22 protein-coding genes are annotated in these 23,661 nt (G+C 69.4%); 10 read left to right on the top strand and 12 right to left on the bottom strand.

All coding sequences use genetic code 11. The annotated features are described in order from the left end of the window. Window positions 1-36 precede the first annotated feature (36 nt). Window positions 37-219 (bottom strand): DUF397 domain-containing protein, encoded by a 183-nt coding sequence (locus ACFYQA_RS12650; protein ID WP_388915669.1) that lies wholly within the window; start codon window positions 217-219, stop codon window positions 37-39. A gap of 11 nt (window positions 220-230) precedes the next feature. Then, window positions 231-1,085 carry a helix-turn-helix domain-containing protein gene (locus ACFYQA_RS12645; protein ID WP_388915558.1) on the bottom strand — a complete coding sequence of 285 codons (855 nt, stop codon included), beginning with the start codon at window positions 1,083-1,085 and terminating at the stop codon, window positions 231-233. Window positions 1,086-1,223: 138 nt separating this feature from the next. Between ACFYQA_RS12645 and ACFYQA_RS12640 the strand changes: the two genes are divergently transcribed. Continuing rightward, window positions 1,224-1,646 carry an ATP-binding protein gene (locus ACFYQA_RS12640; RefSeq protein WP_388915555.1) on the top strand — a complete coding sequence of 141 codons (423 nt, stop codon included), beginning with the start codon at window positions 1,224-1,226 and terminating at the stop codon, window positions 1,644-1,646. 351 nt (window positions 1,647-1,997) lie between these two features. Further along, window positions 1,998-2,762, top strand: a complete 765-nt coding sequence (locus tag ACFYQA_RS12635; protein WP_388915552.1) for a DUF3800 domain-containing protein — start codon at window positions 1,998-2,000, stop codon at window positions 2,760-2,762. 494 nt (window positions 2,763-3,256) lie between these two features. Here ACFYQA_RS12635 and ACFYQA_RS12630 read toward each other — a convergent pair whose 3' ends face one another. The 3 genes from ACFYQA_RS12630 to ACFYQA_RS12620 form a co-directional block, all read right to left on the bottom strand. Next, on the bottom strand, window positions 3,257-4,810 hold the full coding sequence (locus tag ACFYQA_RS12630; RefSeq protein WP_388915550.1) for a cellulase family glycosylhydrolase: 1,554 nt from the start codon (window positions 4,808-4,810) through the stop codon (window positions 3,257-3,259). 207 nt (window positions 4,811-5,017) lie between these two features. Continuing rightward, window positions 5,018-5,887: an ABC transporter permease gene (locus ACFYQA_RS12625; RefSeq protein ID WP_388915547.1), complete on the bottom strand. Its 870-nt coding sequence runs from the start codon at window positions 5,885-5,887 to the stop codon at window positions 5,018-5,020. Next, the gene (locus ACFYQA_RS12620; protein ID WP_388915544.1) at window positions 5,884-6,927 is read right to left on the bottom strand and encodes an ATP-binding cassette domain-containing protein; all 1,044 of its coding nucleotides are present in this window, start codon (window positions 6,925-6,927) and stop codon (window positions 5,884-5,886) included. The genes ACFYQA_RS12625 and ACFYQA_RS12620 overlap by 4 nt, the downstream gene beginning before the upstream one ends. Before the next feature lie 87 nt (window positions 6,928-7,014). On the opposite strand from ACFYQA_RS12620, the gene ACFYQA_RS12615 reads away from it, so the two are divergent. Continuing rightward, window positions 7,015-7,887 (top strand): TetR/AcrR family transcriptional regulator, encoded by an 873-nt coding sequence (locus tag ACFYQA_RS12615; RefSeq protein WP_388915540.1) that lies wholly within the window; start codon window positions 7,015-7,017, stop codon window positions 7,885-7,887. On the opposite strand, the gene ACFYQA_RS12610 is transcribed toward ACFYQA_RS12615, so the two are convergent. Beyond that, a complete protein-coding gene (locus ACFYQA_RS12610) occupies window positions 7,861-8,907 on the bottom strand; it encodes a WD40 repeat domain-containing protein (protein WP_388915537.1) in 1,047 nt (348 codons plus the stop codon). The two genes, ACFYQA_RS12615 and ACFYQA_RS12610, sit on opposite strands and share 27 nt — an antisense overlap. Before the next feature lie 88 nt (window positions 8,908-8,995). Here ACFYQA_RS12610 and ACFYQA_RS12605 point away from each other — a divergent pair, with 88 nt between their 5' ends. Further along, window positions 8,996-9,673, top strand: coding sequence for a GDSL-type esterase/lipase family protein (locus ACFYQA_RS12605; RefSeq protein WP_388915535.1), 678 nt, complete (start codon window positions 8,996-8,998; stop codon window positions 9,671-9,673). A gap of 256 nt (window positions 9,674-9,929) precedes the next feature. Here the strand turns inward: ACFYQA_RS12605 and ACFYQA_RS12600 are convergent, their stop codons facing one another. Then, window positions 9,930-10,739, bottom strand: a complete 810-nt coding sequence (locus ACFYQA_RS12600; RefSeq protein ID WP_388915533.1) for a hypothetical protein — start codon at window positions 10,737-10,739, stop codon at window positions 9,930-9,932. Between the two features lie 357 nt (window positions 10,740-11,096). On the opposite strand from ACFYQA_RS12600, the gene ACFYQA_RS12595 reads away from it, so the two are divergent. Next, entirely contained in the window at window positions 11,097-12,089 is a 993-nt protein-coding gene (locus tag ACFYQA_RS12595) for an aldo/keto reductase (protein ID WP_388915530.1), read from the top strand. A gap of 194 nt (window positions 12,090-12,283) precedes the next feature. Here the strand turns inward: ACFYQA_RS12595 and thpR are convergent, their stop codons facing one another. Then, on the bottom strand, window positions 12,284-12,856 hold the full coding sequence (thpR, locus tag ACFYQA_RS12590; RefSeq protein WP_388915527.1) for an RNA 2',3'-cyclic phosphodiesterase: 573 nt from the start codon (window positions 12,854-12,856) through the stop codon (window positions 12,284-12,286). Between the two features lie 119 nt (window positions 12,857-12,975). On the opposite strand from thpR, the gene ACFYQA_RS12585 reads away from it, so the two are divergent. Next, complete coding sequence (locus tag ACFYQA_RS12585; protein ID WP_388915524.1) at window positions 12,976-13,563, top strand: Uma2 family endonuclease; 588 nt, start codon at window positions 12,976-12,978, stop codon at window positions 13,561-13,563. On the opposite strand, the gene ACFYQA_RS12580 is transcribed toward ACFYQA_RS12585, so the two are convergent. After that, window positions 13,535-14,968, bottom strand: coding sequence for an MFS transporter (locus tag ACFYQA_RS12580; RefSeq protein WP_388915521.1), 1,434 nt, complete (start codon window positions 14,966-14,968; stop codon window positions 13,535-13,537). The genes ACFYQA_RS12585 and ACFYQA_RS12580 overlap by 29 nt on opposite strands. Before the next feature lie 32 nt (window positions 14,969-15,000). Next, window positions 15,001-15,438 (bottom strand): MarR family winged helix-turn-helix transcriptional regulator, encoded by a 438-nt coding sequence (locus ACFYQA_RS12575; RefSeq protein ID WP_388915518.1) that lies wholly within the window; start codon window positions 15,436-15,438, stop codon window positions 15,001-15,003. A gap of 204 nt (window positions 15,439-15,642) precedes the next feature. On the opposite strand from ACFYQA_RS12575, the gene ACFYQA_RS12570 reads away from it, so the two are divergent. Next, window positions 15,643-15,825, top strand: coding sequence for a ribbon-helix-helix protein, CopG family (locus tag ACFYQA_RS12570; RefSeq protein ID WP_055573657.1), 183 nt, complete (start codon window positions 15,643-15,645; stop codon window positions 15,823-15,825). 69 nt (window positions 15,826-15,894) lie between these two features. Here the strand turns inward: ACFYQA_RS12570 and ACFYQA_RS12565 are convergent, their stop codons facing one another. Continuing rightward, window positions 15,895-17,346, bottom strand: a complete 1,452-nt coding sequence (locus tag ACFYQA_RS12565; RefSeq protein ID WP_388915515.1) for an NCS2 family permease — start codon at window positions 17,344-17,346, stop codon at window positions 15,895-15,897. A gap of 191 nt (window positions 17,347-17,537) precedes the next feature. Between ACFYQA_RS12565 and ACFYQA_RS12560 the strand changes: the two genes are divergently transcribed. Both ACFYQA_RS12560 and ACFYQA_RS12555 read left to right on the top strand, forming a co-directional pair. Then, window positions 17,538-17,927, top strand: coding sequence for a DUF2530 domain-containing protein (locus ACFYQA_RS12560; protein WP_388915512.1), 390 nt, complete (start codon window positions 17,538-17,540; stop codon window positions 17,925-17,927). A 136-nt stretch (window positions 17,928-18,063) separates the two neighbouring features. Continuing rightward, a complete protein-coding gene (locus ACFYQA_RS12555; RefSeq protein ID WP_388915509.1) occupies window positions 18,064-20,523 on the top strand; it encodes an HAD-IC family P-type ATPase in 2,460 nt (819 codons plus the stop codon). 119 nt (window positions 20,524-20,642) lie between these two features. Here the strand turns inward: ACFYQA_RS12555 and ACFYQA_RS12550 are convergent, their stop codons facing one another. Next, window positions 20,643-21,422 carry a DUF5707 domain-containing protein gene (locus tag ACFYQA_RS12550; RefSeq protein ID WP_388915506.1) on the bottom strand — a complete coding sequence of 260 codons (780 nt, stop codon included), beginning with the start codon at window positions 21,420-21,422 and terminating at the stop codon, window positions 20,643-20,645. Window positions 21,423-21,718: 296 nt separating this feature from the next. On the opposite strand from ACFYQA_RS12550, the gene nhaA reads away from it, so the two are divergent. After that, window positions 21,719-23,614 carry a Na+/H+ antiporter NhaA gene (gene nhaA / locus ACFYQA_RS12545; protein ID WP_388915503.1) on the top strand — a complete coding sequence of 632 codons (1,896 nt, stop codon included), beginning with the start codon at window positions 21,719-21,721 and terminating at the stop codon, window positions 23,612-23,614. The last annotated feature ends 47 nt before the right edge of the window (window positions 23,615-23,661 follow it).

Here is a 23,661-nt window from a genome sequence, read left to right as displayed (position 1 = left end):
GGGCGCCCGGCGGACGATCCGCCGGGCGCCCTTCGTTCACCCGAACTGCCGCAGAAACGCGGCCCAGCTCTCACGGGAAACAGTGAGGAGGGGACCGCCTTCATGCTGCTTGCTGTCTCGGACGGCCCGGCCGTGGTCGGCCGTGTCGGCGATCTCCACGCATTCGCCCTGCTGACTGGAGTACGACGACTTCCGGAAGAGGCCCACTATTTCGGTCACCATCGGCTCCCCTAGATGCTCTGCAGTACGTCTCGGATGAACTTCGCGCTCGCGTCCGGTGCCAGTGCCGTCGATCGTAGGAGCCCGTACGAAGTCGCGTAAACAGCCAGGTCATCCGGAGACTCGATAACAGACGTACTCATCAGGTCGTCCATGGTCACCGCCTCGATCGCCGACTCCGAATCGAAGCTGAAGGCGGAGAAGGCCGAGGCGGCAGCCGCCAGTGTTCCAGCACTGAACGGCAGAACCTGCACGGTGATGTTCTCGCGTTCCCCGGCTTCAAGGAACGCCGACAACTGCTCTCGGTGAACGTCCGCACCCACCAGGGGGTACATGACGACCGCTTCCCAGATGACAGCGGTGTACCGGGCCCCGCCCTCCGCGATCTTCTCCTGTCGCCGCCTCCGCACCTCCACCAACCGGGCGGCCTGCTCAGGGTCAAGCCGGGTAGGACCACCTGCGATGACCGCCTCCGCATAGGCCGCGGTCTGCAACAGTCCCGGAACCAGGGCTGGTTGCCATTGCCGGATGTGAATCGCATCGTCTTCCAGCGCGATGTGGTCGATGTAGTCCGAGCGGAGGTGCGCGGCGTGCTCCAGCCACCAGCCCCGGTTCTTGGAGTGCTTGGCCAAGTCCTCCAGTTTGGCGCGCACTTCCGCTTCCATGACGCCGTACGCGTCCAGCAGGAGCCGCACCTCGATGACGCGGGGCGTGGCATGTCCGCTCTCCATACGGCTGATCCTGGCCTGACTCGACGCAATGATCTCGGCGGCCTGCGGCTGATCCAGCTTCGCGGCCTGCCGGTACTGCCTGAGTGCCGTCCCCAGTCGCCTGCTGCGCACCGTCGGCCGTCCACCTGTGGGCATGGGACCTCCCCTCTCCGGCGGAAACCATGTCACATCACGACTCAACTCCAGGTTGACATCACACGATTGAGTGGTACTTGCGAATACATTCCTCGATTTTCATTGCAAAGATCTCGAATCCGCCTCTAGCTTCACCTCATGGCCGCAACCGAAACCTTCCGCATCCCCAAGCGCAGGCGACACGTGCCAGTGGCTCGGCGGCGTTTACGCGAAGCCCTCACGAGCTGGGGCGTCGCCGAGGAACTCACGGACACCGTCACCCTGCTGGCGAGCGAACTGGTCACGAACGCCGTGCTCCACTGCCGTGTCTCCTGCGCGCAGGTCCGGGTCACCCTCACTCTGGACGGAGCCGAACTGATCCTCGAGGTCACCGACCCCGACCGGGACCGGCTCCCCCGGCCGCACCGCCCGACCCTCGGCGAGGAGGGCGGACGCGGACTGGCCCTCGTGGAGGCGCTGGCCGACGCGTGGGGATGCCGGCAGGAGCCGTACACGAAGTGCGTGTGGGCCCGGTTCACCCTCGCGGAGACAGCGAGGGCTCATGCTCCGGCTGGTTCGTGAAGCGGTCGCCCGTCGGCCTGCCTCCCGGGCACAGACACCTGAAACTCCGATGCCCCCCGGTCTGAGCGGTGAGCCGTGCGGCCCGTACGCCAGCAGGGGCCCGGCGCACCACTGCGTCGGGACCGCACCGTTGTGCTTGGTGCTGGTCGCGGTGACCGCCCTCCCGGGCTGGGCGTACGAGGCGCTTCACATCCGAGCGACGACGGGCACTGAGAGGGATCACCCTCGGCCCCCTGCGGGCTTGAGGCATGGCCTGGAAGGGGAAGCACACGTTCATGAGGTTCAACGAGGTGCGCAGGTGAGAATTGCAAGGGGGTCACCTGAGGTCTCCTGAGGCCATATATTCCGAAGGTGCATTTTTGTTACGCCGATGACTCAGGGGCGGACCAGGGCCGCACTCTGACCGGGCTCCTCGTGCCCGAAGAAGGCTGGAACGACCTCCTGCACTGCTGGCTGGAAGGCCGACGAGGGCTGGAGGAGACGTGGGGCATCTCGAAGAACACCGAGTTGCATGCCAACAGCCTGGTCAAAGGGCGAGGCCGGCCCTGTGCGACTGACGAACAGAATCAGCGCTTCGGCCGCCCGGCACGCCTTGCTGCGCACGACCTCATGATGAGGCAGCTGGCCCGGTGCGCCAGCCTGCGTGTGCTGACTGTCGCGGGCCGTACCGCTCAGATAGCCGAGGTGTACCAGGGCTTCGTCGACCACCTGGAACTATGGGCCCTTGAGCAGGACACCCGCGTGCTGATCATGTATGACGGCCAGGCCGGACCCGAGGACAGCTCCGGCATGGCACAGGAGGACGCCCAAAAGCTCTGGGAGCAGGCGGTACGTAACGCAAGTCCCTACCGAGCAGCACATCGCCGGCTGCCACTCACCACCCGCAGGGTTCTCGAAGACCCCATCATGCAGGACAGTCGGTACAGCCAGTTCATCCAGGCTGCCGACATGGTCGGCTATGCCGCCTTCCATCACCTGGGGCTTGCCCATCCCGAGGTGTGGCCCAAGATGAACCCAGTGGGGGCCATGTCGAAGTCCTACCGGCGACTGTCACGGCACTGGCTTCCTGACCACGGCACTGATGGCATCATCTGGCTCGACACGGATGGTCTCTAGAAACGCAGAAACCCCCGGCATGCCGGGGGCCCACGAGAGCAAGATCCTTTGAGTGCTCTCCAGAGAACACATAGGACCTTGCCCATTGACTATCGCACCATCCAAGCCGGACAGCAAGCCATCCAGCCACCGCGCGGACACTTGGCCGAAAATTTCCCATTCATGAGGGCCACTTTCCCGGTAGAGCCGGAAATCCGCAGGTCGTAACAGTAGCTGTCCATACAGGCAGCGGGTCGGCAACGAGCGAATCATGCCCCCCTTTGACGGCGGCCCAAGGCGTTCGAATAGGCGCGCTCACAACCTGACGGACCCGCCGAGGGAATGCCCACGCACTCTGAGGTAATTTCGGGAGAATGATCGAGCGCATTCTCCGGCTTGCCTGAATCCACCCACCTGGACCCCCCGTGCCCCCTGGCATGAGCCATGTGGCCTGCACCGGCAGGGGCCCGGCACGGTGTACGGGCCACTGTGCCAAGCCCCTGATCAGGCATCGCTCACGTCGCTGTACACGTCACGCTCGGCACGTTCCCGCCGCCGGGTGTTCCACCGAAGCCGAAGCTCGTCGAACCGCCTGCCGCGAGCGCTCCGTTGTGCCCGGCGTTGACCGCGGTGACCGTCGCCCCGGACTGGGTGTGGGAGGCGTTCCACATGCTGGTGACGCGCTGGGTACCGCTCCAGGTCCACGTCACCTTCCAGGAGGTCAGCGGCACGGTCCCGGTGTTGGTGACCTTCACGTCGGCGTTGAAGCCGCCGCCCCAGTCACTGCTGACGGTGTAGGCGGCGGCGCACTCGGCGGTGTCACCGGGGTCACCCGGACCACCGGGGTCGCCCGGGTTTCCCGGTCCGCCGGGATCGCCCGCCGCGAACCCCGGGGCCTTGATGTCCGCGAGGTAGCCGTCCTTCACCGTGTCCACGGTCGTCCAGTCGTCCTTCAGGATGCCGCCGGTATCACCGGAGTTGGGGTTCCAGGACCAGAAGGTCCAGTGGAAGCTGTCTCCCCCGTACTGCGCCGTGGACCGTAGATACGAGACCAGCGCGGACAGCCACCGCTGGTCCACGCCCGACTGGAGCGTCGTGCCGAACTCGCCGAGCCAGACCGGGGCGATGTTCTGCTTGAAGACGTAGCCCCAGTACTTGTCCCAGATCCCGGGCATGTTGGCGGGGAACGACGGGTCGTTGAACCAGGGCTGCTGGGCCACGCTGGTGGCGTAGTCGTGCGCGGAGTAGACGAGCCGGCCGGGTACGTCCAGGCGGACCGGGTGGTCGGCGACGCCCATCAGGTTGCCGCCCCACCAGCCGTTGACCCCGTTGTACGACTGCACGCCCTCGACGAGGACCAGCAGCTCGGGGTTGACGGACAGCACCGCGTTGCCGGCCCGTTCGGCGGCCAGCCGCCAGTCCCGTGCCGTGTCACCGCAGCCCCAGCAGGCGGGGTCGCGTGGCTCGTTGTGCGGGTCGATGCCGATGACGGTCGAGTCGCCCTTGTAACGGGCCGCGAGTGCCTTGAGGTTGGTGATCCAGGTCGATTCGGGGACCGCCGAGGTGTACCAGAGCGCCGACTGCGCGGCCGCGTCGGGACGGTGCCGGTCGAGCACGATCTTCAGGCCCCTCTGCCCCGCGTGCGCCACGATCCGGTCCAGCACCTGGAGCGAGGTCAGGCCCCGCAGGTCGGTGTTGATGCCGTCGTGGTTGATGCTGCTGGGCAGGGCGCCCGGCTTGAGGATGTCGTCGCTGTAGGGGACGCGGACGGTGTTGTAACCCAGGGACTTGATCTGGTCGAGCATGGCCTTGTAGTCGCGGGCCCACAGGCCGTGGGCCACCCGGACGTCGGTCTCGAAGCCGAACCAGTTGATGCCGGCGATGCGTACGGGCTGCCCGGAGGCGTCCAGGATGCGTCGGCCGTCGGTGTGCCAGTACCCTTCGCCCGCCATGACGGCGCGTGCCGTGCCGTCGCCCGGCTCCGCCGCACCGGCCGGCTGCACACCCGCCAGCGGTAACAGGAATGCCGCCACGGCCACGCACAGCGCTCTTCGCAAGCTGCGGAACATGTCGCTGCTTCCTCTCGGAGGGCGGGCCCGGAACGAGTGGGAGCGCTCCCACTACCCCGCACCCTCCATGCAAGCCATGTCACATGAACACGTCAAGGAGGCGGACGGCATTCACACCCGGACGCCGTCCGCCTCCTGCCGCATCAGCCGCTCACCGGTTCACCGGTTCACCGACTCACCGACTCACCGACTCACCGACTCACCGACTCACCGACTCAGCTTCTGGAACCTCCGTACCGCGAGCGGCAGGAAGATCGCCGTCAGTACGAGCGGCCACACTCCCGCCATCAGCAGCGCGTGCTGCTCGATCCAGGAGTCGCCGCCACCGACCGGCGTACCGAACAGCTCACGCGTGGCCGCGGCGGTGGACGAGACCGGGTTCCAGGCGGCGAGCCGGCCCAGCCAGTCGGGCATGAGCTGCGGGGCCACGAAGATGCTGGAGATCATCGTCAGCGGGAAGGCGACCGCGAACAGCCCGCCCGCAGCCTCCGGGTTGGGCACCAGGAGTCCGAGCCAGACCCCGAGCCAGATGAGCGCGAACCGCAGCCACAGCAGCAGGCCGAACGCCGCGAGGAAGCCCCAGCCGCCGTCCGGCCGCCAGCCCATGGCCAGCGCGGTGAGCACGAGGATCGCCAGCTCGGCGCAGGCGACGACCAGATCGGTCACCCCGCGCCCGGCCACCACCGCGGACGGCGCCATCGGCATCGAGCGGAACCGGTCGATCACGCCCTTGGTGGCGTCGTACACCACGATGGTCGCGGTGTTGATGAAGCCGAACGCCATCGTCATCACGAACATCCCGGGCATCAGGAAGTCCTTGTAGTCCCCGCCGCCGGGCACCGTCATCGCGCTGCCGAAGACATAGCCGTAGAGCAGCACCGACAGGATCGGAAAGCCGAGCTGCCAGGCGATGTTGACGGGCTGTCGCCGGTAGTGGGTCAGGCCGCGGCGGACGATGTTCCAGCAGTCGGCGAGCGCCCAGTACGCGCGGCCACGCGCGACGGGCGCGGTGGTCGAGTCGGCCGGGTCGGCCGGCTCGGTCAGGTCGGCCAGGTCGGCCAGGTCGACGGCGCTCATGCGGCAGCCTCCTTCGTCTGCGAAACGTCCGTGCGGTGGCCGGTGAGGCGCAGGAAGACGTCGTCGAGGCTGGGTCTGCGCAGCCCGATGTCCTCGACCCGCACCCCCTCGTCCTGGAGTGTGCGCGCCACCTCGGTCAGCGCGGCCACGCGGTCCGTGACCGGGGCGTGCACGCGCAACTCGCTCTCGTCCGAATCGGGTTCGCCGTCGGTGACCCGGGAGACCACCTTCACCGCCCGCGGGATGTCGGCCCGGTCGGCGACGACGACCTCGATGCGGTCGCCGCCGATCCGGTTCTTCAGCCCGTCCGGGGTGTCGTCCGCGATGGCCCTGCCCTGGTCGATGACGGTGATGCGGGAGGCCAGTTTGTCGGCCTCCTCCAGGTACTGCGTGGTCAGCAGCACCGTTGTGCCGTCCGCGACCAACGCTCTTACGGAGTCCCAGACTTCGTTGCGGCTGCGGGGATCGAGTCCCGTCGTCGGCTCGTCCAGGAAGAGTACGGCCGGCGCGAGGATCATGGAGGCGGCGAGGTCCAGGCGCCGCCGCATCCCTCCGCTGTAGCCGCCGACGCCCTTGCCGGCGGCGTCGCTCAGGTCGAACCGCTCCAGCAGTTCGGTGGCCCGCGACCGGGCCCGCTTCCCGCCCAGGTGGAACAGCCTCCCGAACATCTCGAGGTTCTGCCGTCCGGTGAGCACCTCGTCCACGGCGGCGTACTGTCCCGTGAGCCCGATCCGCGCCCGCACCTCGCGCGCCCGCCGCGAGACGTCGAGACCGGCCACCGTGGCCCGTCCCCCGTCGAGCCGGACCAGCGTCGACAGGATGCGCACGGCGGTGGTCTTCCCGGCACCGTTCGGCCCCAGCAGGCCGTGCACGGTGCCCGTACGGACGGCGAGATCGAAGCCGTCGAGGGCACGCTTCTCGCCGTACCGCTTGTCCAGCCCTTCGGCCCGCACCGCGTAGGCGTCGTCCCCGCCGTGCCCGCCGTAACCGCTGCTACCGCCGCTGCCGGGCCCGTCGCCCTTGTCATGACCGTCGTTCATGGGTCCCCCTTCCACCTAACTGGGTACACCGTACCCGATTACGCGTACGGTGTACCCAGTTTTTTTCCGCGGATCTAGACTGGCCTCATGACAAGCGGTGGGGAGACCAGCGGCAGGGAGACGAGCGGGAGCGGTGACATCACCCGCACCCTCGACCTGTTGTGGGGCACGGGCCGGCGGCCGAGCCGCGGGCCGAAACCGGGCCTGACTCTGGAGCGGGTCGTGGAGGCCGCCGTCGAGCTCGCGGACCGGGAGGGGCTCGGCGCGCTCTCGATGCGCCGGATCGCCGCGGAACTCGGCACCGGCACGATGTCCCTGTACCGCTACGTACCCGGCAAGGCCGAGCTGCTCGATCTGATGCTGGACCGCGTCCAGCGCACCTCCGAGGACCCCGGCGACTTCGGTGACGGCCACTGGCGCTCGACCCTGGAGGTCCTGGGCCGCGCCACGCTCGCCCTGTACCGCCGTCACCCCTGGCTGCTGGAGGTCAACCAGTCCCGGCCGATCCTCGGGCCCAGCGCGCTCGACGGCCTGGAGAAGGTGATGTCCCGGATCAGGCCGATGGGCCTGTCCGACCCCGAACTGCTGTCGGCGATCACCGCGATCGAGGGGTACGTCGTCGGCGCGGCCCGCACCCAGCTCTACCAGCAGGAGGCCGAGCGCACCTCCGGGCTCACGGACGCGGAGTTCTGGGAGGCCCAGCACCCGGTCCTGGAGAAGGCCATGACCAGCGGACGCTACCCCGTCCTGGCCTCCCTCGCCGAGGACACCTTCAGCTTCGACTTCGACCACTTCGAGTTCGGACTGCAACGCATCCTGGACGGTCTGGAACTGTTCGTGACCGCCCGCACCGAGAAAGCCGCCCCGGCGTCCGCTACGCCGTACACTCCGCCGTCCACTCCGGCGTCCGCCCCCGCAGCCGGGCCGGACCGCTCAGTTCCGCCGGAACAGCCGTCGTAGCCCGAGCAGGACGGCCCCCACGACGATCACGACGATCACCCCGACCTTGAGCCCGTCACCACCGTCACCACCGGCGCCGTCCCCGTCCTCACCGGCGGACGAGCCGCCGCCCGCGGACGACTCGCCGCCCTCACCACCGGCGCCGCCCCCGGGCACCTCCCGGGACTCGACCGGGCTCTGCTCGCCCTCGCTCCCGTACATCAGCCGGGAGCCGTCGGCCGAGTAGCTGACGGACTCGCCCTGCCCCGCGAGCGGCACGCCGAGCCGCCCCTTGCGCTCGATCTTCCCGTCCGTCGCGTCGTCCCACGCGTACTGGATGCCGCCGAAGTACGACCGTACGGCGAGCTGCCGGCCGTCGGGCGAGAAGGCGGCGTCGGTGGCCCACAGGTCGACGGGGGCGATCGGCCGGAAGACGTTGCCGCCCGAGGCGGAGAGTTCGGCGGGCCCCTCGTAGAGGTGTCCGCCCTCCTCCTTCTTGTCGACGATGTAGACGCGCCCGGTCTTCGGGTGCACGACGAGGGACTCGGCGTCGCGGGCCCCGTCGGAGTACGTCACGACGTACTGCGTGGCCCGCACGGTCTGGTCCCGCAGTTCCTTCGGCTCGGGCAGCTCGTAGATCCACACGTGCGGCCAGGTGCCGCCGAGGTTGTCGCCGATGTCCCCGACGAAGATCCGGTCGTCCGGCCCGATGGAGATGGCCTCGACGTCCCGGGGGTTGCCGATTCCGGTGAGGGTGATCCGGGCGACGGTCTCGCCGGTCGCGCTGTCGACGGCGTAGAGGTAGGGGCCGTCGTCGCTGTCGTTGTGGGTCCAGTAGACGCCCGGGTGGAGCCTGGAGGCGGCGAGCCCGCTGGACTCGGTGATCCGCGGGTCCTGGATCGTGAAGGAGTCGTTCCCCGCGCCCGCGTCGGCGCCGTCGGCGGCCGCGGCGGGCGCACCGAGCGCGCCCACGAGCAGAACCGGAGCGGCGAACAGGGCGGCGGTGGTGGCCGCGGCGAGCGGGGCGAGGGGTCGGCGCATGCCCCAAGAGTGCCATCACACCGCGCAGTTCACGGTGGGTGGTCGGACTCACATCGCGGTGGCGGGGCGGATCGACGATGATGATCGGATGCTCAGGTTCATGCCCGTCGGCGACTCGATGACCATCGGGGGCGCGGGTGAACACACCTGGCGCTACCGACTGTGGCAGCACCTGTGCGCGGAGTACGGCGGCCCCTTCACCCTCGTCGGTCCGCGCGAGACGCTGCACGACCCGCAGACGGACTCCCCGACCTCGTACGCCTACGCCGACCCGGACTTCCCGCGCGGGCACCTGGCCGGCTGGGGCGAGGGCTGGCACCACATGGTGCCGCTGATCGGCGAGACCGTCCGGACCCTGCGTGCCGACGTGCTCCTGGTCTCCCTGGGCCTGATCGACCTCGGTTTCTACACGAACCCCGAACAGACCGCGGACAACGTCCGCGCCTTCGTCGCGGCGGCACGCGCGGCCAACCGGCGCGTGCGTCTGGTCGTGCTCCCGGTCATACCCAACATCCGCGCGGAGGTCGATCCGGGCTTCGCCGCCCAGGTCGCCCGCTTCAACGACCTCCTGGCGAAGACGGCCGTCGACCTGGACACCCCGGACTCCCCCGTCCTCCTGGCCGCGCTTCCGCCGGAGTACGACATCCACACCGACACCTACGACGGCACCCACCCCAACGCGAACGGCGAACACAGGATCGCCGAGGCCTTCGCGGAGGCGCTGTACCGGGGCTGGGAACTGGGCGGGCCCTACACCGCGGCGTAGGGGCTCACTCCGAGGGGCCGGGAGGTTCCCGGTGGTTCCGAGCCGCCCTGGGCGGTTCCAGGGGATCGGGGCGGATCCGGGTCGATCGGGGATGATCCGGATGGATCCAGACGAATCCGGGTGGAGCCGAGGTGGAACCAGGTGCCTCCGGGTAGATCCGGGTGGCTCCGGAGGCCGTCTTCGGAGCGTCCTGCCCTGGGGCGCCCTGTCCGGGACGCCCCGCCCGGGACGTCCTGCCCTGCGGTCGGTCCGCGGCTCAGTGGTCCTCGGTGATCCTGGTCGCGATGCCGTTGCTGATGGTGACCTCGGCTCCGACGCCCTTCTTGGCCGCCTCCTCGAGTTCGGCCTCGGTGCACTCGGTGGCGCTCTGCCCCGCCGCGTCACCGCAGATGTCGCCGGCTCCCCAGATCTCGGTCTCCTCGGAGACGAAGAACGCCTGCTCGACGCCCTTCATGTCGGAGACCGTGTACTTGCCCGGCGCCAGGTAGGAGACGTTGCCGAACCAGGTTCCGTTGACACCCTTGCCCTTGTCGATGCCCTCGACGGCGGTCTCGCCGGAACCGGAGTCGGAGCCCGAGCCCGCGTCCGAGCCGGAACCGGAGCCCGAGTCGGAATCGGAGCCGGAGCCAGCGCCCTGCTGGGCGGCACGCCGCTCGGTCACCAGGGTCGCGACACCGTTCTTCATCTCCACGTCGGCGCCCACGGCGTCCTTCTTGGCGGCCGCCTCCAACTGGTCCAGCGTGCAGGGCGCGTCCACCTTGGCCCCCGCCTCGCCGCAGATCGTGCCGACGCCGTAGACCTCGGTGTCATCGGCGACGAAGAACTGCTGGTCGTCCTTTCCCGGCACGGACACGATGTACTTGCCCGGGGCGAGATAGGTGACCTCCCCGTTCTTGAACGAGCCGCTGACACCCTTCGCGTTCCCGGAGGCCGACGCCTCCACGCCCGTTCCGCCCGTGCCGGACGCGCCGTCCTCGACGTCGTCGTTCTGGCACGCCGTCATCAGCAGCCCGGCGGTGATCACGGCGGTGGCGACGACGGCCTTGCGCAGGTGGCGGTTCAGCATGGGAGGTTCCTTCCGAGGGCGGGGCGGGAGAGAGCCGACGGCGTTTCCGCCGGTTTCCCGCCCTGTGCCGACTATGACGAGCCCCGGAGACCCCAGGTCACGCCCGTCTTCCTTTCAGAACACCGCCGTGACAGCGCCGCGACACAGCAACACATCTGCTGTGGAAGGCAGTTCGTCGACGCGCCGCCTTGCGTCACGCGGACGGAGGGGGGCTTCGGCGCCCCCCTGGTCCGTCCCGCTCCCCTGGTCCCGACCCGCACGGTGGCGGACCCGACGGTCACGACCTCAAGCCTCCCCCCGCGACCGATCCCGCCCCCGCTTGCCTGGAGCGCACTCCAGGCCGTTGGCTTGGGAACCATGAAGTACACACAGCTCGGACGCACGGGACTGAAGGTCGGCCGGCTCGTCCTCGGGACGATGAACTTCGGTCCGCAGACCGACGAGGTCGACAGCCACGCCATCATGGACGCGGCGCTGGACGCCGGGATCAACCTCTTCGACACGGCCAATGTCTATGGCTGGGGCGAGAACAAGGGCCGTACCGAGGAGATCATCGGCAACTGGTTCGCCCAGGGCGGCGAGCGGCGCGACAAGGTCGTGCTCGCCACCAAGGTGTACGGGAGCATGGCCGCCGACGGCGAGGCGTGGCCCAACCACGACAAGCTGTCCGCCCTGAACATCCGGCGGGCCGTGGACGCCTCGCTGAAGCGGCTGCGGACGGACCACATCGACCTGTACCAGTTCCACCACATCGACCGCGACACGTCGTTCGACGAGATCTGGCAGGCCGTCGACGTCCTGGTCCAGCAGGGCAAGATCCTCTACGCGGGGTCGTCCAACTTCCCCGGCTACAAGATCGCCCAGGCGAACGAGACCGCGGCCCGGCGCGGCGGGACCATCGGCCTGGTCAGCGAGCAGTGCCTCTACAACCTCGCCGAGCGCCGCGCCGAGATGGAGGTCATCCCGGCCGCGCGGGACTACGGGCTCGGGGTCATCCCCTGGTCGCCGCTGCACGGCGGGCTGCTCGGCGGAGTGCTCAAGAAGGAGGTCCAGGGCGGGCGCCGTGCCTCCGGCCGGGCCACCGACACCCTCGCCGACCCGGCCGCCCGCGCGCGGATCCAGGCGTACGAGGACCTGCTCGACAAGCACGGCATCGAGCCCGGTGAGGCCGCGCTGGCCTGGCTGCTCACCCGGCCCGGGGTGACCGGCCCGATCGTCGGTCCGCGCACCGCCGAGCAGCTGGCATCGGCGCTGCGGGCGGTCGAGCTGGAACTGGGCGAGGAACTGCTGGCCTCGCTGGACGAGATCTTCCCGGGCCCGGGACCGTCCCCGGAGGCCTTCGCCTGGTAGGACGGGTAGAACGGGTGGAACACGGCCTGCTCCGGCGCCGGGCACGACAGGCGCAGGAGCGGGCCGGCGTCCGCGCGGGCCGGCCGTGGCGTCGCGGCTAACCGAGCGCCGACGCCACGGCCACCACGACGAACATCAATACGAGCGCACCGGCCATGATCCGGTTCCGGGTTTTCGGGTCCACGCCCTCGAGCCTAACCGGCCGCCCCGATCGGGCAGCGCGCGACCACCTCGTAACGGGGCTGCTCGCCCGGCACGCCCGACCTCGGCAGGTGGCTGCGCACCAGCGCAAGCTCGCCCACGGTCCAGGCGCGGCTGCGGAACCCGGCCAGCGCTCCCAGGTACGGCTGCGTGTCGATACCCGTGCCGCTGCGGGCCAGCGTCAGGTGGGCCTTGTAGCGGCGGTGCTCCCCCATTTCCACGCCGGCCTTCCGCCCCGCCGCCTCCGCGCGCTCGGCGAGCAGGCGCAGGGTGCGCAGGTCACCGTCCGCCCCGGCCCACAGCGCCCGCCCGTGCCCGAACTGCCCGCCACCACCCAGGGCCAGCCCGAACGGCTCGGTCCGGGACGCGGCCCGTTCCAGGCGCGCGGTCAGCCCGGGTACGAGAGCGTCGTCGACCTCGCCGTAGAAGGCGACGGTGAAGTGCCATCCCGCACGGCCCGTCCAGCGAAGGCCCTCCGCACCGGGCAGCCCCCGCAACGCCTCGACCGCGACGGCAAGCTCCTGGGACACGTCCTCGGGCGGCAGCACGGCGGCGAAGAGTCTCATACGCCCAGTCTCCAGCCTCCCGTGGAACGTATGTACGTCCGCGCGTGTCCTGGTCACCGTGCGTATCGTTGTACCGCGCGGTTGCACGCATCGAGCGGCAGCCGGGGAGGAGCGCCACGATGACCATCCTCGAAGACAGGATCGCGATGGCCGACACCGGAGACGAGCTCACGCTCGACACGATGTTCGAGTGGCTGGAGAAAATGCCCATCCCCGAGGGTTACAAGACCGAGATCGTCGGGGGCCACATCTTCATGACGCCGCAGCGCCGCACTCACTGGGACATCATCCTGAACATCGTCGAGCAACTGCGCGCCAAGTACCCGCGCGAGCGTATGACGTCCGACGTCCGCATGGACTACCCAGGACGTCTCAACGGGCTCGCGCCCGACGTGGTGGCGCTCGCGGAGGGCGCCCAGGAGGACGCCCACGGACGCTGGCGGCACGAGGACGTCGAGTTCGTCGCCGAGGTGATCTCCAAGGACACCGCCGGCAACGACTACGGTCCGAAGAAGGACACCTACGCCGCCGTCGGCGTCCCCGTGTACCTGATCGTGGACCCGTACACCGGCGAGTGGCACCTGCACACCCTGCCGAAGGACGGCACGTACCACGGTGCCGTCACCTTCGGCTTCGGCGAGGAGATCGACCTGACCGGGACGGTCGTCGGCCTCGTCCTCAGGACCGACGAGTTCCCCCGCGACTGACCGCCCCTACCGGTACGGGCGCCATCACCCCCGCCACGCCGTCCGGGCCGGCACCTCCTGACGTTCGCGGCACGAACCGCATCCGCGGATGTCCGCCGTCCCAGCCGACCGTCAGGCGCAGGTTGCCGACGCGGGCCAGGATCAGGCCGATCACGGCGGCGGCGAGGGCCGCGATGGCACCGCCCACCGCCAGGCCCACCCGGGCACCGTAGGTGTCGGTGATCCAGCCGACGATCGGGGCGCCGACGGGCGCACCGCCGAGGAAGACCATCATGTACAGGGCCATGACGCGGCCGCGCACGGCCGGGTCGGTGGTCATCTGGATGCTGGTGTTGGTGGTGACGTTGACCGTCATGGCGAACAGGCCGATCGGGATCATGAGCAGGGCGAACAGCCACAGGGTGGGTGCCCCGGCCGCCACGATCTCCAGTCCGCCGAAGGCCACCGCCGCCAGGATCAGCAGCCGCAGACGGGCCGTGCCGCGCCGGGCGGCGAGCAGGGCGCCGGCCAGGGAACCGACCGCCATCAGCGTGTTGAACAGGCTGTAGACGCCCGCGTCCCCGTCGAAGACGTCGTAGGCGAAGGCCGAGAGGTAGACGGGGAAGTTGAAGGCGAAGGTGCCGATGAACCCCACCAGGACGATGGGCCAGAGCAGCTCGGGCCGGCCCGCCACATAGCGCAGCCCCTCCCGCAGCTGCCCCTTGCCGCGCGGGGACGGCGTGACGGCGTGCAGTTCGCGGGCCCGCATCATCAGCAGGCCGGCGATCGGCGCGATGAAGGACACGCCGTTGAGGAAGAACGCCCAGCCCGTGCCGACGCCGGTGATCAGCACGCCCGCGACGGCGGGGCCGACCAGCCGGGCGGACTGGAAGTTCGCGGAGTTCAGGCTGACCGCGTTCTGCAGCTGGCCGGAGCCGACGAGTTCCGCGACGAAGGACTGGCGGGCGGGGTTGTCGACCACCGTGGCCAGACCGGTGACGAAGGCGGCGACGTAGACGTGCCAGACCTCGACCTGTCCGGTGAGGGTGAGGGCGGCGAGCGCCAGCGAGGTGAGGGCCATCGCCGACTGGGTGACGAGCAGTGTGGGGCGCTTGCGCAGGCGGTCGACGAGGACGCCGCCGTACAGGCCGAACAGCAGCATCGGCAGGAACTGCAGGGCCGTGGTGATACCGACGGCGGCCGAGGAGGCGGTGAGGGTGAGCACCAGCCAGTCCTGGGCGATGCGCTGCATCCAGGTGCCGATGTTGGAGACAACCTGGCCGAGGAAGAACAGGCGGTAGTTCCTGACCTTCAGCGAGGAGAACATCCCGGATGTGCGGGTGGCCCGGCCTGGCACTTCGGGGTCGGCCGTGGTGTCGTCGGTGTCAGGTGCGGGGGCGGAATCTGCTCCGGGTCCCGTACTCAAAGTTCGCCTCCTAGCGGCAACTGCTGGGTTTCCTAGAGGTGCGCGAGCTTCTCCAGGACGGGGGCGGCGGCACGGAGCTTCGCCCACTCGTCCTCGTCGAGCTGCTCGGTCAGGGTGGTGAGGAAGACGTTCCGCCGGCGGCGGCTCTCTTCGAGCATCGCCTCCGCCTGTTCGGTCTGCGTGACGACCTTCTGGCGCCGGTCGTCCGGGTGCGGCTCCAGCCGGACCAGTCCCTTGGCCTCCAGCAGCGCCACGATGCGGGTCATCGAGGGCGGCTGGACGTGTTCCTTGCGGGCGAGCTCGCCCGGGGTGGCCCGGCCGCAGCGGGCGAGGGTTCCCAGCACCGACATCTCGGTGGGGCTGAGCGACTCGTCGACGCGCTGATGCTTGAGCCGACGGGACAGGCGCATCACGGCGGATCGAAGGGCGTTCACGGCGGCTTCGTCGTCGCCCTGGCTGAGGTCCGGCATGTTATTTAGCATAACTCATTACTCTCGCTAAAGGACTACTCGCGTCGAACCCACGTACCGCCGGCGCCCGTGACATCGGCCACTCACCCACGGAATCGCCCGGTCGGATCACTCGGTCGAATCGCTCACTCGAATCACTCATACGAGTGATCTCGGCGTGGATGCGGGCACGCCGGGCCGGGATGTGCGGCAACCCTCATGCCCATGGGGACCGATGTACTCAGCCTGCGCATGGACCACGAGTTGCTCGAGCGGCTCCGGCAGCATGCCGCCAAACGCGGAATGAGCGTCCAGGACTATGTCGTCCAGACGCTCATTCGCGATGACTTCGACCAGCGGTTCCAGACCGCCGTCGAGGAGACGGAGAAGTTCTACGACGTCACTTGAACCGTAGCGCTGAGCCGCGGCACCGAGCCGTAACGCTTCTCCCGCCGGGCCGGGTCCGATCAGGTCGGATCAGGTCAGACCCAACGCCGGCATCAGGTAGTAGAAGGCGAAGACCGCCGACACCACGTACAGCGGCACCGGCACCTCCTTGCCGCGCCCGGCCGCCAGGCGCAGCACCACGAAGGTGATGAAGCCCATGCCGATACCGTTGGTGATCGAGTAGGTGAACGGCATCATCACCATGGTCACGAAGGCCGGGATGGCGATGGTGTGGTCCGCCCAGTCGATCTCCTTGATCGAGCCCGCCAGGATCAGGAAACCGACCGCGAGCAGCGCCGGGGTCGCCGCCTGCGACGGGACCATGGTGGCGACGGGCGTGAGGAACAGCGCGACGGCGAAGAGCGCACCGGTGACGACGTTGGCGAAGCCGGTGCGCGCGCCCTCGCCGACACCGGCGGTGGACTCCACGAAGGCGGTGGTGGCGGAGGCGGAACTGGCACCGCCCGCGGCGACCGCGACACCGTCGATGAACAGGACCTTGTTGATGCCGGGCATCTGGCCCTCGGCGTCGGTCAGCTTCGCCTCGTCGGAGACGCCCATGATCGTGCCCATCGCGTCGAAGAAGCACGACAGCAGCACGGTGAAGACGAACAGGACGCCGGTCAGTATGCCGACCTTCTCGAAGCCGCCGAACAGGCTGGCCTCGCCGATCAGGCCGAAGTCGGGGGTGGAGACCGGGTTGCCGGGCCAGGTCGGGTCGGTCAGGCCCCAGGAGGGGACGTCGGCCACGGCGTTGATGATCATGGCGAGGACGGTCATCACGACGATCGAGATGAGGATCGCGCCGGGCACCTTGCGCATGATCAGCGCCAGTGTGAGCAGCGCGCCGAGGATGAAGACGAGCACCGGCCAGCCGGTGAGGTGACCGTTGCCGCCGAGCTGCAGCGGCACCGTGGTGTTCGCGGCGTCCGGGATGCGGGAGATGAACCCGGAGTCGACGAGGCCGATCAGCATGATGAACAGGCCGATACCGATGGCGATGGCCTTGCGCAGACCGTACGGGACGGCGTTCATCACGCGCTCGCGCAGACCGGTGGCGACCAGCAGCATGACGACGAAACCGGCCAGTACGACCATGCCCATGGCGTCCGGCCAGGACATGCGCGGGGCGAGCTGGAGCGCGACGACCGAGTTCACGCCGAGGCCGGCGGCCAGCGCGATCGGCACGTTGCCGATGACACCCATGAGCAGCGTGGTGAACGCCGCCGTCAGGGCGGTCGCGGTGACCAGCTGACCGTTGTCGAGCTGGTTGCCGTACAGGTCCTTCGCGCTGCCCAGGATGATCGGGTTCAGCACGATGATGTAGGCCATCGCGAAGAAGGTGGCGAATCCGCCACGGATCTCGCGGGGCAGGGAACTGCCCCGCTCGGAGATCTTGAAGTAGCGGTCCAGTGCGCCGGAGTCGGGTGCGGGCCCCGGCTGATCGGGCATCGGAGCCTTGGCGGGGGCCGACGTGGACATGCGGAAACCTCATCACCGGCGGGCTCTATCCAAAGCCCTTTGGTGTTTTCTACGAACAGAAGTGGCCAGAGACAAACGAATTCAGTATGAACATATAACGAGGCTCCCGCTATCTCCGCGCGTAGATGAGCCAGGGCAGCGTGGCGCGGACGCGGCGAACGTCACACCCCCGCTCCTCGTAAGCTGTCCGCATGGCCGCTTTCCTCTCAGGTCTCTCCGACATCGTCAAGGGGACCCCCAAGCACGAGGCGCCGGAGCCCCTTGAGGGCCCCGTGGTCGCCACCATCGTCGGCGGCACGATCCTCTGGTTCGCCCTCTTCCTGGTGCAGCTGCCGTTCTACGGCTGGTTCGACGACCGCGGTCACACCTGGTGGCTGTGGACCTGCCTGGCCGGCGGCGGGCTCGGCTTCATCGGCATCTGGTACGTCCGCCGGCGCGACGCGGCGATCAGGCACACGCAGGCGGCTCAGACCGTGGACCCCGTGGATGCCACACACACTGTGGAGGCCACGGAAGCGGCCTCCGGGACCCCGGCGGCAGAACCCCTCCGCGGCTCCTCCCCCACGCCCTCGGCCGACTGACGGCCCGGCCGGTGGGCCGGCAGGCCGACCGGCCGTAACTCCCGTACTACCACGGGCCCACACCCGCCCCTACCCAGGTCGGATCTTCGGCACATCCGGTGGGTGGAGCCCTTCCGGCCCCCGTACCGTCGTCTGCATGACCCCTCTCGACGCGGACACGCGGGCCGACGCCGCGCATCCTGCCCCCCTGACATCGCCGGTGACCGGTCTGACCTCCGCCCAGGTGGCGGAGCGGGTGGCCCTCGGGCAGGTCAACGACGTGCCGGTGCGCAGCAGCCGGTCGCTGACCGAGATCGTCCGCGCGAACGTCTTCACCCGGTTCAACGCGATCATCGGCGTCCTCTGGGTGATCATGCTGGGCGTCGCGCCCATCCAGGACAGCCTGTTCGGCTTCGTGATCCTCGCCAACACCGGGATCGGCATCATCCAGGAGTGGCGGGCGAAGAAGACCCTGGACTCCCTGGCCGTGATCGGCGAGGCCCGGCCGACGGTGCGCCGGGACGGGGTGAGCGCCGGGATCGGCACCTCGCAGATCGTGCTGGACGACCTGATCGAGATCGGGCCGGGTGACAAGGTCGTCGTCGACGGGGTGTGCGCGCAGGCCGACTCGCTGGAGATCGACGAGTCGCTGCTCACCGGTGAGGCCGACCCCGTGGTCAAGCAGCCCGGGGACCAGGTCATGTCCGGAAGCTTCGTGGTCGCGGGCGGCGGCTCCTTCCAGGCGACCAGGGTGGGGCGCGAGGCGTACGCGGCGCAGCTCGCCGAGGAGGCGTCCCGGTTCACGCTGGTCCACTCCGAGCTGCGCTCGGGCATCTCCACGATCCTCAAGTACGTGACGTGGATGATGGTCCCGACCGCGACCGGGCTGATCATCAGCCAGCTGTTCGTCAAGGACGACGAGCTGAAGAACTCCATCGCCCGCACGGTCGGCGGGATCGTTCCGATGGTGCCCGAAGGGCTGGTGCTGCTCACCTCGGTGGCCTTCGCGATCGGGGTCATCCGGCTGGGCCGCAAGCAGTGCCTGGTCCAGGAGCTGCCCGCCATCGAAGGGCTGGCCCGCGTCGACACGGTCTGTCTGGACAAGACCGGCACCCTCACCGAGGGCGGCATGGACGTCACCGAGCTGCACCTGCTCGACACCGGCGCAGGTACGGGCACAGGTACGGATACGGGCACAGACGCAGACACCGGCACCGGCACCGGCGAGGCGTACGTCCGGAACGTGCTCGGTGCCCTCGGCGTCTCCGATCCGCGGCCGAACGCCTCGCTACGGGCGATCGCCGAGACCTACCCCGCCCCCGGTGACTGGCGGCGCGCCGACGCCCTTCCCTTCTCCTCCGCCCGCAAGTACAGCGGTGCCGCCTTCACCGAGGGCGACGAGGCCGCCTCCCCCGCCGCCACCTGGCTGCTCGGCGCCCCTGACGTCCTGCTCGACGCCGACGACCCTGCCCTGGCCCGCACGGGGCGGCTGAACGAGCAGGGCCTGCGGGTGCTGCTCCTCGCCCGTACCGAGCGGCCCCTGGACGACCCCGAGGTCGCCGTCGGTGTCCGCCCCACCGCGCTGGTGGTGCTGGAGCAGCGGCTGCGGCCGGACGCGGCGGACACGCTGGCGTACTTCGCCGCCCAGGACGTCGACGCCAAGGTCATCTCCGGCGACAACGCGGTGTCGGTCGGCGCGGTCGCCGGGAAGCTCGGGCTGACGGGGACCGTCGTCGACGCGCGCGGGCTGCCCGACGAGCCGGAGGCGATGGCCGGGGCGCTCGACGAGGGCACCGTGTTCGGACGGGTCACCCCGCAGCAGAAGCGGGACATGGTGGGCGCGCTCCAGTCCCGCGGGCACACGGTCGCGATGACCGGCGACGGGGTCAACGACGTGCTGGCCCTGAAGGACGCCGACATCGGGGTGGCGATGGGCTCCGGTTCGGAGGCGACCCGGGCCGTCGCACAGATCGTGCTGCTCGACAACAGTTTCGCCACGCTGCCGTCGGTGGTGGCCGAGGGACGGCGGGTGATCGGCAACATCACCCGGGTCGCGACGCTGTTCCTGGTGAAGACCGTCTACTCGGTGCTGCTCGCGGTGCTGGTGGTCTGCTCGCAGGTGGATTACCCGTTCCTGCCGCGCCATCTGACGCTGCTGTCCACGCTCACCATCGGCGTCCCTGCGTTCTTCCTGGCCCTGGCCCCGAACAAGGAGCGGGCGCGGCCGAACTTCGTACGGCGGGTCATGCGGTACGCGATCCCGGGCGGTGTACTGGCCGCGCTGGCGACCTTCGCCACCTACCTGCTCGCCCGCCATCACTACAGCGGTGAGGGCGCACTGGACGCGGAGACGAGCGCGGCGACGCTGACGCTGTTCCTGATCTCGATGTGGGTGCTGGCGATCATCGCCCGCCCGTACACGTGGTGGCGGATCGCTCTGGTGGCGACGATGGGCGCCGGATTCCTGCTGGTGCTGGTCGTGCCGCGGCTCCAGGAGTTCTTCGCGCTGAAGCTGGTCGGGCTGACGATGCCGTGGGTCGCGGTCGGCATCGCGGTGGCGGCGGCGGCCGTCCTGGAGGTTCTGTGGAGGTGGGTCGACCGCCGTTTCCCCGCTTAGGGCCTGCCCGGTGGATCACGTCCTGACGCCCGGCCCGGCGGGCGGACACCGGCCTCGTACGGTCGCGGCCCCACGCCTCCGGGAGGCGTGGGGCCGCGTGACCGGTTGCCCGGGGTGATTTACTTCACGTCGACGAAGTCGCCGGCGGCGTTGACGGCCGGGGTGGTCGTGGTGCCCGCGAAGGAGTACCGGTAGTAGCCGTCGACGGAGGCCTTGACCGTGGTCTTCAGGCTGCCCGCCGAGCCGCTCTTGATGGTCTTGACGGTGGTGTAGGTGCTGGAGCTCTTCTTGCGGAACTGCAGCTTCACCGACTGGCCGGTGTAGCCGGCGTACTTTTTGGTCTCCCAGTTGGCGCGCGACAGCGTGCCGGTGACGGTGATCGTCTTGCCCTTCTTCACCGGCTCGGGGGAGGCGTTGACGGTCAGCTTCGAGGCGCGCTGCACGGAGAAGCTCTTGGCGTTTTCCTTCTCCATGTAGTCGTCGTCCTTGGCCGCGGCGACGATCCACACCTTCCAGGTGCCGGCGACCGAGTTGATGAGGTTGTCCCGCTGCTTCAGGGTGAAGGTGGCCTTGCAGGTCGACTTGGTGGCGTCGACCTTGGTGCACTTGGCACGGCCGTCGCTGCTGTCGGCGAGGGCACCGGTCTCGGACTTCTCGATGGACGCGCCGCGGTACAGGATGGGATGGGCCCAGGCGATGCCCGAGTTGTCGGTGGCGGTGAAGGTGAGGGTGACCTTCTTGGCGGTCGTGGGGTCGACGACGACGGCCTTGCCGCCGTTGACCACCACGTTGGAGATCTTCGTGTCCCCGGCGGAGTCGTCGGCCTGCGCGGCCGGTACGGCGAGGGCGGACAGGGCCAGGGCGCCGGAGACTACGGCGACGGTGGCGCGAATACGCATGCGTTCTCCACGTGGAGAAAGGGGCCCCGTGGTCGACATTTTTTGGGTACGTCACCCAACGGCTCGTCGTCACGTCCGGGACCCGAGTGACCATGGAGTCTGTTGACTCACATGGTCAGATACGTAGTGCCACCGAATGGTTGTACGAGAATGGAAAACATGTGTAGGAATTTTCAAGATCATCGACTTGACCGAAGCGCCATCCCCCTCCCCCTCATTTCCCACCTCTCCCTCCTCCCTCTCCTCCCCCACCGGTCCGCCACGGCCAGGGGCCGCACCGGGGCGGTGAGTCCCTGATGATCCTGCGCAAGAACAAGTCCGGGGACTCCCAGTCCCAGTCGCGGAGGAGCGAGCTGGGAGCCCAGCTCTCCACCCCGGTCCGCACCTTCATGGCGACCGAGGCCGGCAGCGCGGGCCTGCTCCTGGTGGCGGTGGCGGTGGCCCTGGTCTGGGCGAACTCACCCTGGTCGGAGGCGTACACCTCCCTCTGGCACACCGACATGTCCCTCTCCCTCGGCAACGCCGAGCTGTCGATGGACCTGGGGCACTGGGTCAACGACGGGCTGATGGCCCTGTTCTTCTTCGTCATCGGTCTGGAGGTCCGCTACGAGGTCTCCGTGGGCGAGCTGAACAGCCGCAGCCGGGTGATGATCCCGGCCCTCGCCGGAATCGGCGGCATGGCCGTGCCCATCCTGCTGTACCTGCTGATCGCGCCCGGGGGTGACGCCGCCACGGGCTGGGGCATCGTCATCGGCACCGACACGGCGTTCATGCTGGGCGCGCTCGCCATCGTGGGCCCGCGGTTCGTCACACAGTTGCGCGTCTTCCTGCTGGCCATCACCGTCATCGACGACATCGTGGCCGTCACCGTGATCGGCGTGGTCTACTCCGGCAGCATCAGTGTGCCGGAGCTGATCATCGCGCTCGTCCTGGGCGTGATCCTGTCCGCGCTGACCCGCTTCGGCGTCTGGCAGGCGGCCCCGTACGTCCTGGTCGTCCTCGTGATGTGGCTCGCCACCCTCCAGGCCGGCCTCCACGCCTCCATCGCCGGCATGCTCGGCGGTCTCCTGATCCCCGCCACGAGCCCGTCGCGGGAGGGGGTGGAGCAGGCCGCGCGGCTCTTCCGCGCCTTCCGCCAGTCCCCCCTCGCCGACGTGGGCAAGACGGCACGCAGGGGGCTCCAGAAGGCCGTCTCCGTCAACGAGCGGCTCCAGACGGTCCTCCACCCGTGGTCCAGCTACATCATCGTCCCGGTGTTCGCGCTGGCCAACGCCGGTGTCGACCTGCGCGACGGCGTCCTGACCAACGCCCTGACGTCCCGCGTCACCTGGGCCGTGGTCGTCGGTCTCGTCATCGGAAAGCTCCTCGGCATCTGGGGCGGCTCCTGGATCGGCACCCGGACCGGCCTCGGGAAGCTCCCGACCGGGGTGGGGCACGGCCATGTCCTGGGCGGCGGCGTCCTGTCCGGGATCGGGTTCACCGTCTCCCTGCTGATCGTCGGGCTCGCCTTCGAGGACCCGGTCATCCGTGCCGAGGCCACCGTCGGTGTCCTGCTCGCGGCCGTGTTCTCCGTCGCCGTCGGCTGGCTGGTGTTCCATCTGGCCGCCGTCCTGCGCGGCGAGACGGACGCGGACCTTCCCCGCTACCTGGACCGTCCCGTCGACCCGGAGACGGACCACATCCTCGGCCCTCCGGACGCTCCCCTCACCCTGGTGGAGTACGGCGACTTCGAGTGCCCCTTCTGCGCCCGCGCCACCGGCGTCACCGCGGAACTGCGGCAGCGTTTCGGCGACCGGTTCCGCTACGTCTTCCGGCACCTGCCGCTGCCCGACGTGCACCCGCACGCCGAACTCGCCGCGCGGGCGGCCGTCGCCGCCGACTTCCAGGGCCGCTTCTGGGAGATGCACAACCTGCTCTACGAGCACCAGGACGAGCTCGAGTACGAGGACACCGCCGGTTACGCCGCCGACCTCGGACTCAACGTCGAGAGGTTCCTGCGCGACCTCGAGGACGAGAGGACGGCCTCCCGGGTCCGGGCGGACGCGGCCAGCGCCGAGGCCAGCGGTGCCCGCGGTGCCCCGACGTTCTTCGTCGGCAACCGCCGGCACACGGGCCCGTACGACGCGGCGACGCTCGCCCGCAAGCTCGAGGAGTACGCGGAGGCGTCCGACACCCAGGCGCCCACGAAGTAACCGAACCGTCCGCCTTCATCGGGGGGCCGGGGCCGAGCCGGCCCCGG

Origin of the sequence: Streptomyces sp. NPDC005774, assembly GCF_042871645.1 — a bacterium.
In the GTDB taxonomy this organism is placed as follows: domain Bacteria; phylum Actinomycetota; class Actinomycetes; order Streptomycetales; family Streptomycetaceae; genus Streptomyces; species Streptomyces pratens.
This window is presented reverse-complemented; position numbering and strand designations above follow the sequence as displayed.

What these genes read in the sequence shown, in the direction of transcription:
- ACFYQA_RS12585 (WP_388915524.1), top strand. Translation starts at nt 12,976, where the DNA reads ATGACCATCCTCGAAGACAGGATCGCGATGGCCGACACCGGAGACGAG.
- ACFYQA_RS12605 (WP_388915535.1), top strand. Translation starts at nt 8,996, where the DNA reads ATGCTCAGGTTCATGCCCGTCGGCGACTCGATGACCATCGGGGGCGCG.
- ACFYQA_RS12620 (WP_388915544.1), bottom strand. Translation starts at nt 6,927, where the DNA reads ATGAACGACGGTCATGACAAGGGCGACGGGCCCGGCAGCGGCGGTAGC.
- ACFYQA_RS12600 (WP_388915533.1), bottom strand. Translation starts at nt 10,739, where the DNA reads ATGCTGAACCGCCACCTGCGCAAGGCCGTCGTCGCCACCGCCGTGATC.
- ACFYQA_RS12640 (WP_388915555.1), top strand. Translation starts at nt 1,224, where the DNA reads ATGGCCGCAACCGAAACCTTCCGCATCCCCAAGCGCAGGCGACACGTG.
- ACFYQA_RS12550 (WP_388915506.1), bottom strand. Translation starts at nt 21,422, where the DNA reads ATGCGTATTCGCGCCACCGTCGCCGTAGTCTCCGGCGCCCTGGCCCTG.
- ACFYQA_RS12625 (WP_388915547.1), bottom strand. Translation starts at nt 5,887, where the DNA reads ATGAGCGCCGTCGACCTGGCCGACCTGGCCGACCTGACCGAGCCGGCC.
- ACFYQA_RS12595 (WP_388915530.1), top strand. Translation starts at nt 11,097, where the DNA reads ATGAAGTACACACAGCTCGGACGCACGGGACTGAAGGTCGGCCGGCTC.
- ACFYQA_RS12645 (WP_388915558.1), bottom strand. Translation starts at nt 1,085, where the DNA reads ATGCCCACAGGTGGACGGCCGACGGTGCGCAGCAGGCGACTGGGGACG.
- ACFYQA_RS12575 (WP_388915518.1), bottom strand. Translation starts at nt 15,438, where the DNA reads ATGCCGGACCTCAGCCAGGGCGACGACGAAGCCGCCGTGAACGCCCTT.
- ACFYQA_RS12610 (WP_388915537.1), bottom strand. Translation starts at nt 8,907, where the DNA reads ATGCGCCGACCCCTCGCCCCGCTCGCCGCGGCCACCACCGCCGCCCTG.
- ACFYQA_RS12565 (WP_388915515.1), bottom strand. Translation starts at nt 17,346, where the DNA reads ATGTCCACGTCGGCCCCCGCCAAGGCTCCGATGCCCGATCAGCCGGGG.
- ACFYQA_RS12630 (WP_388915550.1), bottom strand. Translation starts at nt 4,810, where the DNA reads ATGTTCCGCAGCTTGCGAAGAGCGCTGTGCGTGGCCGTGGCGGCATTC.
- thpR (WP_388915527.1), bottom strand. Translation starts at nt 12,856, where the DNA reads ATGAGACTCTTCGCCGCCGTGCTGCCGCCCGAGGACGTGTCCCAGGAG.
- ACFYQA_RS12615 (WP_388915540.1), top strand. Translation starts at nt 7,015, where the DNA reads ATGACAAGCGGTGGGGAGACCAGCGGCAGGGAGACGAGCGGGAGCGGT.
- ACFYQA_RS12560 (WP_388915512.1), top strand. Translation starts at nt 17,538, where the DNA reads ATGGCCGCTTTCCTCTCAGGTCTCTCCGACATCGTCAAGGGGACCCCC.
- nhaA (WP_388915503.1), top strand. Translation starts at nt 21,719, where the DNA reads ATGATCCTGCGCAAGAACAAGTCCGGGGACTCCCAGTCCCAGTCGCGG.
- ACFYQA_RS12570 (WP_055573657.1), top strand. Translation starts at nt 15,643, where the DNA reads ATGGGGACCGATGTACTCAGCCTGCGCATGGACCACGAGTTGCTCGAG.
- ACFYQA_RS12555 (WP_388915509.1), top strand. Translation starts at nt 18,064, where the DNA reads ATGACCCCTCTCGACGCGGACACGCGGGCCGACGCCGCGCATCCTGCC.